Origin of the sequence: Bradyrhizobium sp. LA2.1, assembly GCF_040547725.1 — a bacterium.
In the GTDB taxonomy this organism is placed as follows: domain Bacteria; phylum Pseudomonadota; class Alphaproteobacteria; order Rhizobiales; family Xanthobacteraceae; genus Bradyrhizobium; species Bradyrhizobium barranii.
The window spans coordinates 223,935-241,994 of sequence record NZ_JBEPQI010000010.1; the positions used below are offsets into that span (position 1 = coordinate 223,935).

10 protein-coding genes are annotated in these 18,060 nt (G+C 60.9%); 7 read left to right on the plus strand and 3 right to left on the minus strand.

What is annotated here, in order from left to right:
- Positions 1–159: 159 nt before the first annotated feature.
- Complete coding sequence (locus ABIB95_RS21505) at positions 160–1,377, minus strand: sensor histidine kinase (protein WP_354241914.1); 1,218 nt, start codon at positions 1,375–1,377, stop codon at positions 160–162.
- 549 nt (positions 1,378–1,926) lie between these two features.
- On the opposite strand from ABIB95_RS21505, the gene ABIB95_RS21510 reads away from it, so the two are divergent.
- From ABIB95_RS21510 to ABIB95_RS21540, 7 genes are all read left to right on the plus strand, one after another.
- A complete protein-coding gene (locus tag ABIB95_RS21510; RefSeq protein ID WP_063981785.1) occupies positions 1,927–3,525 on the plus strand; it encodes a DcaP family trimeric outer membrane transporter in 1,599 nt (532 codons plus the stop codon).
- A gap of 411 nt (positions 3,526–3,936) precedes the next feature.
- Complete coding sequence (locus tag ABIB95_RS21515) at positions 3,937–5,502, plus strand: AbgT family transporter (protein ID WP_354241917.1); 1,566 nt, start codon at positions 3,937–3,939, stop codon at positions 5,500–5,502.
- A gap of 202 nt (positions 5,503–5,704) precedes the next feature.
- Positions 5,705–6,703: a glutaminase A gene (glsA, locus tag ABIB95_RS21520; protein ID WP_354241920.1), complete on the plus strand. Its 999-nt coding sequence runs from the start codon at positions 5,705–5,707 to the stop codon at positions 6,701–6,703.
- A 72-nt stretch (positions 6,704–6,775) separates the two neighbouring features.
- The gene (locus ABIB95_RS21525) at positions 6,776–8,434 is read left to right on the plus strand and encodes an MFS transporter (RefSeq protein ID WP_354241923.1); all 1,659 of its coding nucleotides are present in this window, start codon (positions 6,776–6,778) and stop codon (positions 8,432–8,434) included.
- Positions 8,435–8,530: 96 nt separating this feature from the next.
- Positions 8,531–9,913 (plus strand): M20/M25/M40 family metallo-hydrolase, encoded by a 1,383-nt coding sequence (locus ABIB95_RS21530; RefSeq protein ID WP_354123506.1) that lies wholly within the window; start codon positions 8,531–8,533, stop codon positions 9,911–9,913.
- Between the two features lie 54 nt (positions 9,914–9,967).
- On the plus strand, positions 9,968–11,797 hold the full coding sequence (locus ABIB95_RS21535) for an SLC13 family permease (protein WP_354241926.1): 1,830 nt from the start codon (positions 9,968–9,970) through the stop codon (positions 11,795–11,797).
- Between the two features lie 52 nt (positions 11,798–11,849).
- Positions 11,850–13,679 carry an SLC13 family permease gene (locus ABIB95_RS21540; RefSeq protein ID WP_354241928.1) on the plus strand — a complete coding sequence of 610 codons (1,830 nt, stop codon included), beginning with the start codon at positions 11,850–11,852 and terminating at the stop codon, positions 13,677–13,679.
- Between the two features lie 6 nt (positions 13,680–13,685).
- Here the strand turns inward: ABIB95_RS21540 and ABIB95_RS21545 are convergent, their stop codons facing one another.
- Together ABIB95_RS21545 and ABIB95_RS21550 are read right to left on the minus strand one after the other, a co-directional pair.
- Entirely contained in the window at positions 13,686–16,751 is a 3,066-nt protein-coding gene (locus tag ABIB95_RS21545) for an efflux RND transporter permease subunit (protein WP_354241931.1), read from the minus strand.
- Entirely contained in the window at positions 16,748–17,851 is a 1,104-nt protein-coding gene (locus tag ABIB95_RS21550; protein WP_502917853.1) for an efflux RND transporter periplasmic adaptor subunit, read from the minus strand. The genes ABIB95_RS21545 and ABIB95_RS21550 overlap by 4 nt, the downstream gene beginning before the upstream one ends.
- Positions 17,852–18,060: the final 209 nt, after the last annotated feature.

The window sequence follows — 18,060 nt, forward strand, 5'->3', positions numbered from 1 at the left end:
CAGACATCGACGGGTCTTGCCCGCGCGCAGCCCAAATCGGACCGCTACACGATCATCGTCGATCAGCCTTCATTTCGTGGAGGGAACTCCGGGAACCGACGGACAGAGACTGCCTGCCCTCGGGGTCCCTGATCTCCGTCATTCCGTGCACACGCTGGCTTATGATTTCAGTGACGCGCGCCGGCTGCGCCTTTTGGTCATGAGACCATGCGGGAACACCGCGCACAGCGTCGTGCCGGAATGTCGCGGTGCAAGATCGGACCGGATCTCGAACGTGCCCCCAAGCTGCTTAAGTCTCGCTCTCATGGCGGGAATGCCGACACCGGGCGATATCGCACCGTTGCCACGTTTTGTGTGATCGACCGGAAAACCGCGCCCGTTGTCGCTGATCGTCAGATGGAAGTGACCCTCGATCGCCTCGACGACGATTCTGACCTCCGTCGCCTTCGCGTGGCGGAATATGTTCGTGAGCGCCTCCTGAATGACCCGCAGCACCGAGAGCTGGCTCGCGTAAGGTAGCTTATCGACGGCGGCGGGTATCCTCGTGCTCACCCGCAACGACGTACGTGCACCAAACCCCAAGGCATGCTGCTCGATCGTCGCCTTGAGTCCCCGGTCCGTCAGATCCTGGGGGTGGAGCAGATAGGTCAGGGAACGGATTTCCTTGAGTGCCGCGTCAATCGACGCGTCGATATCATCGCAAAGCCGCTCGACGCCGCGCGGGTTATCGAGGCAAGTGCGGACACGCATCACACCAAGACTGGCGGCAACCAGCTCCTGGCATGTCGAATCATGAAGCTCCGATGCGATCCGCTGGTGGATGTCCTCGCGGATGGACATCAGGCTGACGTCCCCGTGAAGGAAAGCAGCCTCTTCAGTCACACAGTCGAGCCCCTCCTTGTGGAGTAACCGATGACCGCCAATCAACCGGGCCGCATTGCCGGCCATGGGATGGAGGATCGGAACAACGGTTGTCTCGACATCCCGCAGCAAGCCGCCGAGCATCAGACTGTGCTGGATTTTGGCCTCGGTTCCATCCGCAAGACATGCCTGGAGGATTTCACAGAGACGCTCGGCGTCTTCCTTGGCAAGACATTCGAAGACGTCCAGCTCTCGGACCTCCTGCTGCGACATTCCAAGGAGAGCCTCGAAGGCCTGATTGATTGCCTCGTACACGAAGCGCCCGCCACGTGAGGGGCGGACCGCGAAAAGGAGCTCTTCGGAGTGTGTCCAATATGAGCGATCGCCAATTGCGTCCTGGCCAATCAGGTGATCGTCGATAAAGGGACGCGCCGGCTCGCGAGCAGGAGAACTGTGTGGCTTCACGGTACGCACCCAACTTTCCGGGTCGTTTTCGAGGTCGAACTCAACGCTCAATCTCGAAAGCTCCCCTCTCCAGTCGTCCCAGCATCGATCACCGGACTACAGGAAACGCCCTAGGGGATAGATCGGATTATACGCTCGATCTTACCCTCAGCCAGCAGGTTGTATTCTCCGAAGACCAAAACCTCGCATGACTGGCATGAATTCCGGCATATGACTATGCAGTTCGTGCCACGCAAATATGGCGGACGCAACGATACGGGATGCAGCGCACAGTGGTGGGATTGTGAGCCATTTCGATTTCACGCCCCCGTCCCTATCCTGAGATCGCTTTCTGCACTGCAGGATGATGTTGAGCCGACCGAGCGCGATGCAACCGCGCTGCGGTACAACCGAAATGGCACAATCTCGCCGAAAATTTCGACCTTCGATGGAGCCGGCTTGCGATCGCTGAAATCAAGCGCAAAACTCGATGTGCCCCGAACGTGCCAACAGGAGGCTTGCGTGCGAACATTCCGAGCGCTTTGCGGCGTTGCATCAATCGCAATATTTGCCGGTCCGTCTTTGGCGCAGACACCCGCCAGTCAGGAGCAGAAACCTTCCATGGAAGAGTTGATGCGCCGTCTCGATGCGCTGCAAGCCCGCGCAACAGAAGGTGACAAGCTGATCAGCGCGCTGCGCCATCGCGTCGACGAACTCGAAACGCGCGATAAGCATTCGAAGTCCCAAGCCGCCACCGCACGTCGTGACGTCGTCGCACCGACCACCGGGCAAAAGCCGCCTGCGATTCCGGTTGCGTCGACTGAGCCGCGCATGACTGCGAGTGCTGCGGTCCCTCCACAAGCCGCGGCGGCGCCCATTCCGGGCCTGCGTCCGCCCGAACCGATGGGCAGTCAGTTCGACGGCGAAGGCGAGGACGCGCTGCGTTCCGATCTCCCGGGTTTGTCCTTGCGCATCCCGGGTTCGCAGTCCGAGGTGCGATTCTACGGTTTCGCGAACGTCAATGGCTACCACGACTTCAATGGCCGCAATCAGTCCGATGCGCCGACAGTGCAAACCATTCCGCTTTCCGGAAGCCCCGCCGACATCCAGGGAGGCGATACCGGATTGTCCGCCCGGTTCAGCCGCATCGGTATGGATACGCGCACGGCGACCGCCTGGGGCACTCTGGAAACCCGCTTTGAAGGCGACTTCGGCGGGGGCACGGCAGCCTCACCCAATGCGGTCTTTCGGCTCCGTCAGGCCTGGGGCGAGGTCGGCAGCGAACAGTTTCGTGTCCTGGTCGGCTGGGCGAACAGCCTGTGGAACGAGGGCGTCTATGAAACCGTGAACTTCTCGACCAATCTCAACCAGTCATTCGTGCGCCAGGCGCAGGTTCGGGCGACCGCGACATTGGCTCCGGGATTGACCGGGCACGTTTCGATCGAGATGCCGGATACGCAGTACACGTCCGCGGCAGGCGTATTCACGCAGATCAGCACCCCGGCTGGCTTTGGTGGATTGAGTCCGTCATTTGCCTCCGTGCCCGATCTACTCGGCCGGCTCGAATACCGGAACGATGGCCTGGGCCTCGACCTGCGCGGCCTGCTGCGCGATCTCACCATCCGCACGGCTGGTACGGCGGCGGCGCCGCCAGCGGTCGAGCGCAATACCGCCGGTTGGGGTGTCGCAGGTAGCGGTCGCTTCCCAATGCGATGGCTGTCACCAGCTTTCGGTCCGGACGAGCTGGTTGGCATGGCCTATTACGGCCAAGGCATCGGGCGCTATTTCGGCGCCAATACCTTCGGCCAGGATGCGCTGTCCAACATCGGTCTGCCCGGCGTTGTCGATCCCAGCCTCGACGCCCTGCCGACCTATGGCGCGAGCGCAGGCTACCGCCGCTTCTGGACACCGCAATTGCGCAGCAATTTCGTCTACTCCTACGCATGGCAGCAATATCCGTCCTATGCGCAATTGTTCGTGCCGGGATCTGCCTCGGCGACGTCGTTGAACAGCACCATGCAGCAGGGGATCGTCAATTTGATCTGGAGCCCGTTCGCCGAGCTTCGTGGCAACAGCGTCGGGACCGGATGGCTCGACGTCGGTCTTGAATATGTCTACTCCCATCGGGACGTGTACGGCGGCACCGCAGCAACAGCCCCGGTCAGCACCGGCTCTGGTACCGCCAATCGCATCCTTGGCTCGGCCACTGTGCGGTTCTGAAGACAGTCTTGTTGCTTCGCAGGCAGACATGGAAGCCTTGCTGACACAGACGTTCGTTCGGGTCGGTAATTGCCCCGGAACAATCTAGGCGCATTCGGTATTCAGCCGGATTTTGATGCGTCTTATTGATTGTTCGTAAGGCAGCGTATGAACGGACAGATCGCGAAAGGATGAGCAATCCTCTCCCGAGAGGCCTCCGTGTCTCCATGGTCCTTTCAGATCGTCGCCGCACTCGCGGCGATGACGCTGGCATCTTCGTCAGAGGAGTAGCGGGGTCGTCGCGTTGATTACGAGATCAGCGGTTTCGAGCGCGCATTGGCGTCCGATCCTTCCTCGCTGTTCTCATAGCATGGATCATCATGGTACCAGCGCCGCTCCAGCCGTCGCTAATGGAGCGGGAGGATTTCCGACATGAGCGCGCGCAGTGACGCCACGAACACGCCGCCATCGAAGACGATGACGCAAAGAGCCCTCGACACTGTCGAACGTGTCGGAAACAGCGTCCCGCACCCGGTCGTGATATTTCTGATCCTCATCGCCATCGTGTTGGTGCTGTCTCACTTACTCTACATGTTGGGGGCAAGCGTCACCTATCAGGTCATCAACCCGGATACTCACAAGATCGAGACCGCGACCTCTGCCGCCAATAGCCTGCTGACGGCGGATGGAATTCGTCATATTTACACCCGGCTCGTGCCAAACCTCATGGGTTTCACCGCGGTTGGGCTGTTGATCGTCGCCATGATGGGCGTCGGCGTCGCCGAGGAAGCCGGCCTGATCAACGCGTTGATCAGAAAACTCGTGGCCGTCTCTCCGAGTTGGGCACTCGTTTACATCGTCGCGTTCGTCGGCATCTTGTCCAGCATTGCCGCAGACGCCGGCTATGTGGTGTTGATCCCGTTGGCCGGCGCCGCCTTCTTGAGCGTTGGCCGGCATCCTCTCGCCGGGCTCGCTGTGGGATTTGCCGCAGTCTCCGGTGCATTCACCGTGAACATGATCATCAAGCCGCTTGATGCCGTTCTGACGGAAATCACCAACGACGCAATCCACATGGTCAACCCCACCACGTCGCTGGATCTGACCGCCAACGTCTCGTTCTCGATCGCCTCCGTTGTTGTCCTGACCATCGTCATCGCGCTCATCAACAACCGGATCATCGAGCCACGGCTGGGCGCTTACCAGGCCGAGAAGACCGCCAACACTCAGCCGGAGGCGAACGGAGGGCAGCTTTCCGCCGACGAGTCGCGTGGGCTGAGGTACAGCGGCTTTGCGCTGCTCGGGGTCGTGATCCTGTTCCTTCTGTTAACGGTTCCGTCGGGCGCGCCCCTGCGCAATCCGACCACGGGCGTCCTGATCGGCAATTCACCATTCATGAACGGCCTGATCGGGGTCATCATGGTGCTGTTCCTTGCAACCGGGATCGCATACGGCATCGGCGCGAGAACGGTGAATAGCTCCACGGCCGTCATCGCGGCCATGACCAAGGCGGTGGCTTCGCTGAGCGGCACCATCCTCCTCTTCGTCGTCATCAGCCAGTTCGTCGACTACTTCAACTATAGCAACATTCCGACGTTGATGGCCCTGACGATGGCCGATGTCTTGAAGAGCGCGAATATCGGCACGCTGTGGCTGCTGGTTGGCTTCATCATTGTCGTCATGATCCTGGACTTCGTGTTCACGCCGGCGATTGCCAAATGGGCCATCTTCGCGCCGGTCTTCGTGCCGGTGTTCGTGCAGCTTAACGTTGATCCCGCGGCCGTCCTGGCTGCCTACCGCGTCGGTGACTCGCCGATCAACGCGATTACCCCGCTCAATGCCTACTTTGCCATGGTGGTCGGATTTGCCCAGATTTACGACAAGAAAGCGGGCGTCGGGACGGTTGTCGCGCTGATGTTGCCGTACACTCTCTGGATGGCCATCATTTGGACCGTGCTGTTCGTTGTCTGGTACCTGCTGGGCTTGCCTTGGGGATTGTGAGGCGCAAGGCAGCCCTAACCCGGAAAAACCCCGAGATGTCCGGGTAAATGGCCTGATTGTTCACCAAGGAAAATCAACGTTAGATGACGGTCCGTTGGGCCTCGCTAAAGGCAGTGAACGAAAACGGCGAGTGAGGAGCGTTTGACCCGACACATGTCGGGGCTCCCTCGGTGCTTCTCATTATGGAGGCTTGGAACGCGCTATGAATGCGAACGCCGATGCCGACAACAACTATTCCTACGTATCAACCGGACACTTGCCGGCCGAAGCTGAAGTCATCTCGCTGATCGACGAGGTGTACGCGCGCTACAAATCAAATACGGACGGCAAGAACTCTCAAGTATATCCCGCGCTCGCCGAGGTGCCGAGCGACCTGTTCGGCGTTTGCGTGGTCGGCACCAACGGCGCGGTCTACGCCGTAGGGGCGGCCGAATACGAATTCTCGATCATGAGCGTTTCCAAGCCGTTCATCTTTGCATTGGTCTGTCAGGTCCTCGGCGCGGCGCAGGCACGCCAGAAGCTTGGAGCGAACGCGACCGGACTTCCGTTCAACTCGCTCGCTGCCGTCGAACGCAACCCCGATGGCCGCACAAATCCGATGGTGAATGCGGGCGCGATTGCAACGACAAGCCTCGTACCGGGAACGACGGCTGATGCGAAATGGAAGTTCATCTACGACGGATTGTCACAGTTCGCCGGACGTCCGCTTGCGCTTAACGACGAGGTTTATGCCTCGGCGACGGAGACCAACTTCCGAAACCAGAGCATCGCCCGCCTGCTCCAGAGTTTCGAACGGATTTACTGTGATCCTGCAGAGGCGACAGATCTTTACACCAGACAATGCGCGATGAATGTGAGTGCCAAGGATCTGGCGGTGATGGGTGCGACTTTGGCGGACGGTGGCGTGAACCCCATCACGAAAGTGCGCGTGGTCGATCCGTCGGTCTGCCACTACGCACTGGCCGTCATGACGACTGCCGGAATGTACGAGACATCAGGCGATTGGCTTTACGATGTCGGGCTACCGGGCAAGAGCGGCATCGGCGGCGGGATTGTCACGGTCTCCCCGGGAAAGGGCGGTCTGGGGACTTTTGCGCCGCCGCTTGACGGCGCCGGAAACAGCGTCAAGGGACAGCTTGTAGCGAAGTACCTGTCGCAGCGGCTGGGCATGGATTTATTCATGTCCAACCCGGAAGCCTAGGTTTGCAATTGTCGGAGATTCAGCCCGCACTGACCGTGGTTGGACTTCAGAAAGAATGACAGGGGACACGCCATGACGATGGCATCTGCGACGACGGTTCACTCCGTTGAAGAAGAGAATGCATCCTGGGTGCCGATGATCACCATCGCCCTCGGCCAGATGATCATGTCTTTCAACGTTGCCTCCTTGCCAGTTGCGCTGGGAGGGATGGTCAACAGTTTTGGCGTTCCGCCCACGACTGTCGCCACCGGTATCGTGGCTTATTCGATGCTTGTTGCCGGCTTCGTCATGCTCGGTGCGAAGCTGACACAGCGCTACGGGGCGACGCACGTATTCCGCGTTGCCGTTGCCGTGTTCGGCGCCGCGCAGGCATTGATGACGTTCAGTCCAAACGCGGATCTCATGATTACTGCGCAGTCCTTGTCCGGCGCGGCTGGTGCGGTGATCGTACCGTCGTTGGTCGCGCTTATCGCGGAAAACTACAAGGGGCGGCAGCAGGCAACAGCCGTTGGCGCATTGGGTTCCGCGCGCGCCGCTGCGGGCGTTCTGGCGTTTGTCATCGGCGGTACTCTAGGCACATTCATCGGATGGCGCCCTGCGTTCGGGATTCTGATCGCCGTGTCGGCTGTGGTTTTCCTTCTGAGCTTTCGTCTCAAGCCCGATGAGGCGCGTCCGGAGGTCCGGATCGATTTCGTAGGTGTCATTCTCGCTGCCGCAGCCATCATTCTGATCAGCTTCGGTTTCAACAACCTCAATCGGTGGGGGCTGGGATTGGCGGGGCCCAATGCGCCATTCGACCTCTTTGGCGTATCTCCCGCCCCGATCATGATCGTGATGGGTATCGTCCTCGGTCAGGGCTTTCTGAGTTGGACCCACAGACAGCAGGCTGCGGGGAAGACACCGCTTCTTGCGCTCGAGGTGATCGACTCCCCGCAGGAGCGCGCGGCGGTGTATGCGATGTTTGCTGTCGTAGCGCTGGAAGCGATGCTCAATTTCTCGGTTCCATTATACATCCAGATCGTGCAGGGGCGCACGCCGCTGGCGACAACAATCGCCATGATGCCCTTCAACCTCACCGTCTTCTTCGCCGCGATGCTGATCGTGCGATTCTATGGTCGGTTCACGCCGAGGCAGATCGGACGCTATGGCTTCATCCTCTGCACTGTGGCGCTCCTTTGGCTCGCCTTTGTCGTGAGGAATGATTGGAGCGCCGTCCCGGTTCTCCTTGGGCTGGTGATTTTCGGCATCGGACAGGGATCGCTGGTCACACTGCTGTTCAACGTGCTGGTCACGGCTTCGCCGAAAGAGCTCGCGGGCGACGTCGGCTCGCTGCGCGGCACGACCAACAATCTCGCCGCGGCCGTCGGCACAGCGGTGGCCGGGGCACTGCTCGTCGGCCTGTTAAGCGCGGCTGTTTTGCGGACCATCGCCGAAAATCCAAAATTGCCGCCTGAGATACAGGCGCAGCTGGACCTGGATAACATCACCTTCATCAGCAATGACCGGCTGCAGAGCGTGATGGAGCAAACCACGGCCTCTCCGGCTCAAGTGGCGGAAGCGGTGCGCGTCAACACTGTCGTGCGATTACGCGCTTTGAAAATTGGCCTCCTCATCATGGCTGGCGTTGCCTTGCTTGCGATTTTCCCGGCAGGGAAGCTTCCCAACTTCCTGCCAGGCGAAATTCCCGACCCGGCGCCGCGTAAGCGCGGAAGGAACGAACAGCAATCGTAACCTCGTGCCAAGGAACAGCGTTCGCGACGACGGACAATGTGGCGATCGCGCCCGCGCATACTGACCAACGGCTCAGAAGACCCTCCGGAGGGCTCCATGACCAAGCTCGATGATGTCCTGTCCAACGTCGACGCAAATCTCGATGCGGCTCTCGAGCGTCTGTTCGCGATCCTGCGCATCAAGTCGATTTCGACCGATCCGGCTTACAAGGCCGAATGTACGGCCAATGCCGAATGGCACGTGGCCGACCTCAAGAGCATTGGCTTCGACGCCTCGGTGCGCCCGACACCGGGGCACCCGATGGTCGTGGCGCATGACCGCAGCGTGCCCGGCCCCTCGGCACTGTTCTACGGCCATTACGATGTGCAGCCGGTCGATCCGCTCGAGCTCTGGGAGCGCGATCCCTTTGACCCGTCTATCCAGACGATGCCCGATGGCGCGAAGATCATCACGGGCCGCGGCGCCGCGGACGACAAAGGCCAACTCATGGCCTTTGTCGAGGCCTGCCGCGCCTGGAAGGCGGTCACCGGCAAACTGCCGATTCCGGTTTCGATCCTGCTGGAGGGCGAAGAGGAATCCGGTGGCGTGAACCTGCCGGGCTTTCTCGATGCCCATGCCGCGGAGCTGCGCGCAGATATCGGCCTGATCTGCGACACCAACATGTGGGACCACGAGACGCCGGCGATCCAGACCATGCTGCGCGGACTCTGCGGGGAAGAGGTCATCATACACGCCGCCGACCGCGACCTGCACTCGGGCTTCTATGGTTCGGCCGCGGCCAATCCGAACCGCATCCTCGCCCGCATCCTCTCTGACCTGCACGACGACAACGGACGCGTCACGCTGCGCGGCTTCTATGACGGCGTACCGGAACTTCCCAAGGCGCTGCGCGAGCAATGGGACAGCCTGAACTTCAGCGCAAAGTCCTTCCTCGGCGCCATCGGGCTTTCGATTCCCGCCGGCGAGAAGGGCCGTGACGCGCTGGAGATGGTCTGGTCGCGCCCGACCTGCGAAATCAACGGCATGGGCGGCGGCTACCAGGGGGCCGGATTCAAGACCGTAATTCCCGCCATGGCATCGGCAAAGGTGTCTTTCCGCTTGGTTTTCGATCAGGACCCCCATGCCATCCGCAAAGCCTTCCGGGAGCATGTGCATGCACGCGTCCCGGCCGATTGCCGTGTGGAATTCCTGGAGCACGGCGCGGGTCAGGCGATCCGCTTCCCAATCGAGGCCCCGGCCTTCGGCAAGGCGCGCGACGCACTGACGGCCGAATGGGGCAAGCCCGCAGTCTTCATCGGCGGTGGCGGCTCCATTCCCGTAACCCATCAGCTCAAACAATCGCTGGGCATGGACGTGGTGCTTGCGGGCTTCGGCCTCGAGGATGACCGCATCCACAGCCCGAACGAGAAGTACAATCTCAAGAGCTTCCATAAAGGCATCCGCTCCTGGGCACGTATTCTGGAAGCGCTGTCGCGGTAGAGCGGCACGGGCACGCAGCGCTGGCTCTAGGCCAGACCGCCCTCGCGAGGTGCGATGACGCCGCATATACTCATTACCTTCGCCATCATCGCCACGATGGTGCTGCTGTTCGTCTCGAACCGGGTGCCGGTCGCGGTCGTGGCGCTAAGTGCGACACTCGTGCTTTACGCGACCGGCATTCTGGAGCTCTCCGAGGCGCTGGCAGGTTTCGGCGACACCACGATACTCTTCATTGCTTCGCTCTTCGTGGTGAGTGCCAGCCTGGATTCGTCCGGCGTCACCACGTGGGCAGGCCAGGTGCTGATCCGTTACGCCGGCGAAAGCCGGACACGCCTGTTGGTGCTGTCGATGCTGCTAGTGGCCTTTCTCACGGCGCTGATCGGCTCGGGTGGCGCAGTGGCTGCTCTGCTGCCCGTGCTGGTGATCGTCTCCGTCCGGCTCAAGCGTCCGCCTGCGCAACTCATGATGCCTCTCGCCTTCGCCTCCTATTCGGGTTCGATGCTGGTACTGACCGGAAGCCTTGTGAACGTGCTGCTTTCCGACGCGGCGAGCGATGTCGGTCTCGCGCCCTTCGGCTTTTTCGAGATGACGGTGATCGGCGTACCGCTCCTGGCAGGTACCGTGGCCATCGTGATTCTTTTCGGCGATACGCTGCTGCCGGTGCGCACTAGCCGGGAAATGCCGGAGGATCTGAGCCACCATTCGCGCATGCTGACCGAGCAATACAAGCTGTTTGACCAGGTGTACCAGCTCGAGATCACCGCCGCCTCGCCCTATCGCGGCACGTTGCAGGCAGTGCTGGAATCGCGGCTGGAGCGCGAGAACCACCCGGAACTCAGCTTCATCGCTATTCGCCCTCGCCGCCAGAACAGCATCTCGTGGCAACATTCTCTCGTGGAAGGCGATCGGCTCATCATGCGCGGTGAGCAGGCGGCGATGGACGCGTTCGCGGAGCAGCATGGCCTGACGCCCTGCCAGGAGACGATCGGCAAAATGCGGGAGGCACTGTTCAACGATAGCCATGGCTTTTCCGAGGTGGTGCTGCCGCCCCGCTCTCGTCTGATCGGTGAGACCGTCTTCCCCGGCATGGTCACCGAAAGTGGCGATCTGATTATCCTGGGCGTTCAACGCGGCGGCGAGAATCTCGGACCAGGCGAAACCGTTCTTGCGGCGGGTGACACGCTGTTGCTGCAGGGCCGTTGGGAAGCGCTTGAGGAGTACGGGCGAGATCCCAACGTGCTCGTCGTTGCTGCCCCTGACATGATCCGCAGCCAGGCCAGGCCCCTGGGCACCGGCTCCATACGCGCCATTGTCATTCTCGCGGTCATGGTTACGCTGCTAGCGACGGGCGTCGTGCCAAGAGTCGTCGCTGGATTGGCGGCGGCCTGCGCGGTGATCCTGTTGCGCGTACTCAAGATCGAACGAGCCTATCGGGCGATTAACTGGAACGTGCTAATCATGGTCGCTTCGCTGATCCCGCTCTCGACCGCCATGTACAAGACGGGGGCAGCCTATCTCATCGCCGATACACTCGTTGCCATTGTCGGCAATGCGAGCCCGTATGCGCTGCTGGCGGGGCTGTTTTTGCTCACGGCGTTAATCGGCCAGTTGATCAGCAGCACAGCGACAACACTCATCGTCATTCCGATAGCGATTGCCTCCGCGGAAGCCGTCGGTGTCTCGCCGCGCACCGCGCTGGTGACGGTGGCGGTGGCTGCGGCCGCTTCCTTTCTTACGCCAATCGCCGCCTCAGCGAGCCTTATGGTGCAGGGCCCCGGCGGCTATCGATTTGGCGATTTCTGGAGGATGGGTCTACCGTTGCTGCTCTGGTTCTTCCTGGTAGGCACGTTTCTCGTGCCCATCTTCTGGCCATTCGCAGGATGAGCAGTTTGCGCAGGATGATTGGTTTGCGTCTTAACCGACCGGGTATTTCCGTATGAACACCAATCTTGCTTTGGTTCTTCTGCTGCTTGCGGCCGCGATCGTGATGTTTATGGCCAATCGCCCGCGCATGGATGCGGTCGCGCTGCTGATGATCGTGATCATGCCGTTTACTGGGGTGATTACCGTCAACGAGGCGCTGGCGGGGTTCAGTGATCCCAGCATCGTGCTGATCGCGGGCCTCTTCGTGATCGGAGAAGGGCTGGTGCGCACCGGCGTGGCGCGTCGCCTCGGCGACTGGCTGAATGCGACCGCCGGCAGCAGCGAGACGCGCATGCTGGTGCTGCTGATGCTCGCGGTCAGCGGGCTCGGTGCATTCATGAGTTCGACCGCCGTGGTGGCCATATTCATCCCGGTCGTGCTGCGCATCTGTCAGAACACGGGCGCCGCGCCGAGCCAGCTGATGATGCCCTTGAGCTTTGCGGCCCTGATCAGTGGCATGCTCACCCTGGTCGCGACGGCGCCAAATCTCGTGGTCAACGCCGAGCTGATCCGCCAGGGTGCGGCAGGCTTCGGCTTTTTCAGCTTCACGCCCTTTGGGCTCACATTCCTGGCGCTCGGCATTGCCTATATGCTGTTCGCGCGGCGGTTTCTGCCCGTCTCGGCCAAGCGTGTGGACGGCGAGCGCCGCCAGCCGAACTTGCTTGATTGGGTAACGCAGTATGGCCTCGCCGATCGCGCCTTGCGCGTACGCGTGCTGACTGACTCGCCACTGGTCGGCAAGCGCCTGGGAGAGCTCCCGCTCCGGAACAGTGGCGTGAATTTGCTCGCCATCGAGCTTCCCGGCCGCTTTGGGACCGAGGTGAGCCGCCCGAATGCAAGGACCGAACTCGCCGCCGGGCAGATCCTGCTACTCGACGTCATCGCGTCCCCTGCCGAAACCAACCGGATGCTGAATGACTATATGGTCGAAAAGCTCCCTTTGGGCGATTGCGGCTACTTCACCGATCGTTCCCAGGAAATCGGCATGGTCGAAGTCATTGTCCCGGCGGAATCCAAGCTGATCGGATCGAGCGTTTTGCAGGCACGGGTCCGTAGCGAAATGGGATTGACGGTGCTGGGGTTGCGGCACGGTCGCGAGGTCGTGAGCCAGGGGCTGCTCGATGAGACCTTGAAGATCGGTGACACCCTTCTGCTGACCGGCTTCTGGTCTGACATCCGCAAGCTGCGATCCGAATTCTCGGATCTTGTCGTCCTGAACCTACCGACCGAGCACAAAGAGGTTCTCCCGGCCGCGAACCTCGCGCCTCAGGCTCTGGCGGTGCTGGCTTTGACGGTCGGTATGATGGTCAGCGGTGTGGTGCCGAACGTGCACGCGGTTCTGATCGGCTGCTTGCTGATGGGGTTGCTGGGCTGCGTGGATTTCAACAGTGCCTATGCCTCGATCAACTGGAAGAGCCTGGTTCTTATTGTCGGCATGCTGCCCTTTTCGCTGGCGCTCCAACGAACCGGTGGCGTCGATCTCGCCGCCGACGCGGTGACGCATCTTGCGGGCGAGGCATCACCGCGAGTCCTGTTGGCGCTGCTCTTCGTGATCACGGCTGCCCTTGGCCTGTTCATCTCGAATACGGCAACCGCGGTGCTCATGGCGCCAGTAGCGCTCGCTGTCGCGAAGGACATCGGCGCCTCGCCGTATCCCTTCGCGATGACTATCGCCATCGCAGCCTCGGCCGCCTTCATGACGCCTGTGTCTTCGCCGGTGAACACCTTGGTGGTCGGACCGGGCAATTACGGTTTCGGCGATTTCTTGAAGATTGGTGTCCCTTTTACCGTCGTCGTGATGGTAACGACCCTGGCGCTGGTGCCTTGGCTGCTCCGATTTTAGCGGCCGTCAGGCCGGGCGCGATCCCGCGGACGGTTGCTCTTTCTCGTCCCGCGCAAACCAGGCTACATACAGCGTCGGCAGGAAGACCAGCGTCAGAACGGTGGCGACAAGGAGTCCGCCCATGATCGCGAATGCCATCGGTCCCCAGAATACTGTTGGCGCGATTGGAATCATCCCGAGAACGGTCGATACGGCCGTCAACATGATCGGCCGAAAACGGGAGCTGCTGGCATCCACCGCAGCGTCCCAGGCCGTCTTGCCCAAAGCGCGTTCGGCGTCGATCTGACCGATCAGAATGACCGCGTTCTTGCTGATCATGCCCAGCAGCGCGAGCACGCCGAGAATGGCGACAAAACCCAGGGGCCTGCCGGACAGCATCAACGCTGCAACCACGCCGATAAGGCCGAGCGGCGCCACGCTGAGCACCATGAACAGTCTCGGAAAGCTCTGGAGCTGCACCATGAGGACGGTAAACATGACGAACAGCATCACCGGCACCACTGCCAGCACAGACGCCTGCGACTTCTGACTTTCCTCCACGGTGCCACCCACGACGACGCTGTACCCCGAAGGAAGGCTCTTTCTGAAGTTCTCGATCGCCATCGAGAGCGACGTAACCACGCTCTCCGGCAGCTTGTCACCGGCAATGGCAGCCTGAACCGTCAGGGTCGGAACGCGGTCGCGCCGCCAGACGAGCGGAAACTCCTGGTCATATTCGAAGGAGGCGAACTGGCTGAGAGGAACAGTCTGCCCACCCGGCAGCGCCACCTGCAAGTTGCGCAGACCGTCCAGCGAGCCCCTCTGCTCGTTGGTCGCGCGCGCCACCACATTGACCAGATAGATATCGTCGCGAACCTGGGTAATGGGTGTGCCGGATATGACCGTATTCAGGACTGTCGCGATCGCTTGCGAACTGAGGCCGAGAAGGCGAGCCTCGTTCTGGTCCACGCGAATACGAACTTGGCGATTGGGTTCCATCCAATCGAAATTCACCTGCTTGGTGTCCGGACTGGAGGCTACGATCTGTCCGACTTTGAGCGCGATTTCGCGCACCCGTTCCACGTCGGGCCCACTGACCCGATACTGCACCGGCCAACCAACCGGCGGTCCGAGCTCAAGCGGAGAAACGAACGCAATCGCGTTAGGAAACTCCTGCGCGAGCAGCTTTTCGAGCTTGGAATGCAGGCGCTCGCGTGCAGCGACATCCTTGGCGATCACCACGGCCTGCGTGAAGAAATCGTTCGGGAGCTGAACATTAAGGGGCAAATAGAAGCGGATGGCGCCGCGCCCGACATAGGTGCTCCACCGCGCCACATCGGTATCGGTCGAGAGGGCAGCATCCAGGCGCTTTGCCGCAGCCTCGCTCGCGTGGATTGACGAGTTCTGCGGCAAGCTCAGGTCCACGAGCAATTCGGGACGGTCCGACGATGGAAAGAATTGTCGCGGGATGAGCGGCAGCGCAAGCACCGAACAAACGAAGAGCGCCAAGGAGATCGCGATCGTCAGCCATTTCGCGCGCATCGCGAAAGTCAGGAAACTCCGATACATGCGGAAGATCCTGCCCGGATCCGCCGTACTTGTCTGCTTCGGTGGAACAAGGATCGCTGCTCCGAGCAGTGGCGTGAAAATGACCGCAACGAACCAGGAAACCAGCAGTGCGATCGTGACCACTGCGAAGAGCGAGAACGTGTATTCACCGGCGGAACTCGCGGCAAAGCCGACCGGTATAAAGCCCGCTATCGTCACCAGCGTGCCCGCGAGCATCGCCATTGCATGGGTCCGATATGCGAAAGTTGCCGCCTCGATCTTACTGGCGCCCTCTGCGAGCCGACTGAGCGTCGCATCGGTCGTGGTCATCGCATCGTCGACCAGCAATGCAAGCGCAATGATGAGCGCGCCAAGCGATATTCGCTGCATATCGATGCTGAGAAGTCCCATGATCGGAAACACGATCGCCAGCGTGAACGGTATGGCCAGCGCGATGATCAGGCCGGGTCGTACGCCCAGGCTGATGAAACTCACTACCATGATGATGCCGATCGCCTGCAACAGCGAGACCGTAAACTCGCGGATCGCCTGGTCGACGACAACGGGCTGGTCCGCGACCAGGCTGGGCTCGATTCCAATGGGGAGATCCGCGGTGATTTTCGCCATCGCCTTTCTGATATTGGCGCCGAGCGCGAGAATGTCGCCGCCATCCCGCATGGCGATTGCAAGGCCTATTGCCGGTTTGCCATTGATCCGAAACATCGGCTGGGGCGGATCCGTGTAGCCGCGTCGCACCTGCGCAATATCGCTCAGGCGAAGCATGCGGCCGCCGGCGGAAAAATTGATGTTGGCGACGTCCTGCTCCGACTGGAAGCTGCCTGAAACCCGAATCGAGATGCTTTCCAAGCCGGTCTGAATCGTTCCTGCCGGACGCACGATGTTTTGCGACTGGAGCGCCGCAATAAGAGCGGACCGATCAATTCCGAGGGCCGCGAGCTCCTTCGTGGAGAACTCGACGAAGATCACTTCATCCTGTTCGCCCAGAAGCTCAATCTTTGACACGTCAGGTACGAGAAGCAGCCTTGAGCGGATGTCCTCGACCCGATCGCGCAACTCACGCTGAGTGAAGCCGTCACTGGTAAAGCCATAGATGATGCCGAATGTATCACCGAATTCGTCATTAAACCCCGGCCCGATCACGCCTGCGGGTAGTGTGTGACGCATGTCTCCGATCGTCTTTCGTACGTGGTACCAGGTGTCGGCCACCTGTTTCGCATTCGCGCTCCCCTTCAGATTTACAAAGACGGTCGCGACGCCGGCCCTTGTGAAGCTCCGCAGGAAGTCCAGATGCGGCGTTTCCTGCAAGTGACGTTCGAGGCGCTCAGTCACCTGCTTCATCGTCTCTTCCACAGTTGCGCCGGGCCACGCGGCCTGGACGACCATGGTCTTGATGATGAAGGCGGGATCTTCGTTGCGCCCCAACCGGAAATAGGACAGCGCTCCCCCGACCACCGCAATCATCATCATATAGACGACCAGCGAACGGTGTTTCAGAGCCCAGTCGGAAAGATTAATTCCGCTCATGGCTCGGATCCAAGAATCCGGACCTTCTGACCCGGATGCAACGCCTGAACGCCGGCGGTGACAACTATTTCGCCGATGTCGAGCCCCTGGGAAATGATGGCCTGCGCTTCATCGAATCGCAGCACGTCCACATTGCGCACCGCGACCGTGGCGGTGGCCGGGTCGACGACCCATACGGCGGGTTGCTCGTTCATCCTGGTCAGCGCGGAAGATGGAATATCGATCATCGGCCCTGCAGTGGTACTCACTCGCCCTATCACTGACGCACCCAACCGCATCGTGGCTGGCGGATCCGTCAGGCCGACCTTGACCTCGAAGGTTCGGGTCACAGCACTGGCCTGTGCAGCGACTTCGCGAATGCGCCCTTGCGCCGTTATCGACGGATCGTCAGCCAAGCTGACAGTAATCTCTGGATCGGTGGAGGCCGACCTGATCAATTGAGCGGGGACATCGAAGATCGCATCGCGACCGTCCTGCCGTGCGATCCTGGCGATCATCTGCCCGACCTGGACGACCTCGCCGGCGACCGGACCTGTGGCTGTTATCACACCGGGTGCATCAGCCTTGAGTTCGGTGAAACCAACGAGGTCATGCGCAGAACTCAGTTGCGCTTCGGCCGCATCGACTTGCGATTGCGCGGTTTGCCGCGCCTGGGTTGCGGCATCATAGTTGACGCGCGTGGTCCACCCCTGCGCCAACAGCGTCTCCTGACGATCGAAGTGATTGCGCGCCTGGGTCAATTGCCCCTGAGCGGCGGCAAGGGAGGCCTGCGCCTGCCGCAGCGTGCTCAGTTCATTCTGCGACTCCAATCGTGCCAGCACCTGGCCGGCCTTGACCCGGTCGCCTATCTTGGTGTCATTACTCAACAAGCGTCCCGAGATCCGGAATGCGACATTCACCTCGTCTTCTGCCTCGACCCGTCCGGAGAATGTCAGCGGCGTTGTGACCTTGCGTTTTTGTACGGTCGCTGTGCGTACGATCCGCGGCGGAGATGCGTCCTTGGTTTCGGTTTCCCGTCCACATCCTGCCAGCATCAGCGAGAACGCCGTCACCAGCGTCGATGTGAGGATGTTTCGGGGCGCGGATCGGCTGCCGTGCATGAACATGACCTGTTCCGTTCCGGGAGTGAGATCTTGCCGGGAGGATTGCTCAGTCCGCAGTCGCATTTTCCCCGGTACCGCCATCCGCATTTTTGCCGAAGGAGTCCGCCGTCAACATCGGTAAATCTACTCGGTGGTGCCGGATGGAATCCGTGCTCGGCCATCAGCAGATTCCTGAGACATGATCAGGCAATCACCCGATGTCGCCG

Excerpts from the sequence above, each read along its gene's own strand:
- ABIB95_RS21540 (WP_354241928.1), top strand. The coding sequence starts at position 11,850 with ATGAACACCAATCTTGCTTTGGTTCTTCTGCTGCTTGCGGCCGCGATC.
- ABIB95_RS21545 (WP_354241931.1), bottom strand. The coding sequence starts at position 16,751 with ATGAGCGGAATTAATCTTTCCGACTGGGCTCTGAAACACCGTTCGCTG.
- glsA (WP_354241920.1), top strand. The coding sequence starts at position 5,705 with ATGAATGCGAACGCCGATGCCGACAACAACTATTCCTACGTATCAACC.
- ABIB95_RS21510 (WP_063981785.1), top strand. The coding sequence starts at position 1,927 with ATGGAAGAGTTGATGCGCCGTCTCGATGCGCTGCAAGCCCGCGCAACA.
- ABIB95_RS21535 (WP_354241926.1), top strand. The coding sequence starts at position 9,968 with ATGACGCCGCATATACTCATTACCTTCGCCATCATCGCCACGATGGTG.
- ABIB95_RS21515 (WP_354241917.1), top strand. The coding sequence starts at position 3,937 with ATGAGCGCGCGCAGTGACGCCACGAACACGCCGCCATCGAAGACGATG.
- ABIB95_RS21550 (WP_502917853.1), bottom strand. The coding sequence starts at position 17,851 with ATGCACGGCAGCCGATCCGCGCCCCGAAACATCCTCACATCGACGCTG.
- ABIB95_RS21530 (WP_354123506.1), top strand. The coding sequence starts at position 8,531 with ATGACCAAGCTCGATGATGTCCTGTCCAACGTCGACGCAAATCTCGAT.
- ABIB95_RS21525 (WP_354241923.1), top strand. The coding sequence starts at position 6,776 with ATGACGATGGCATCTGCGACGACGGTTCACTCCGTTGAAGAAGAGAAT.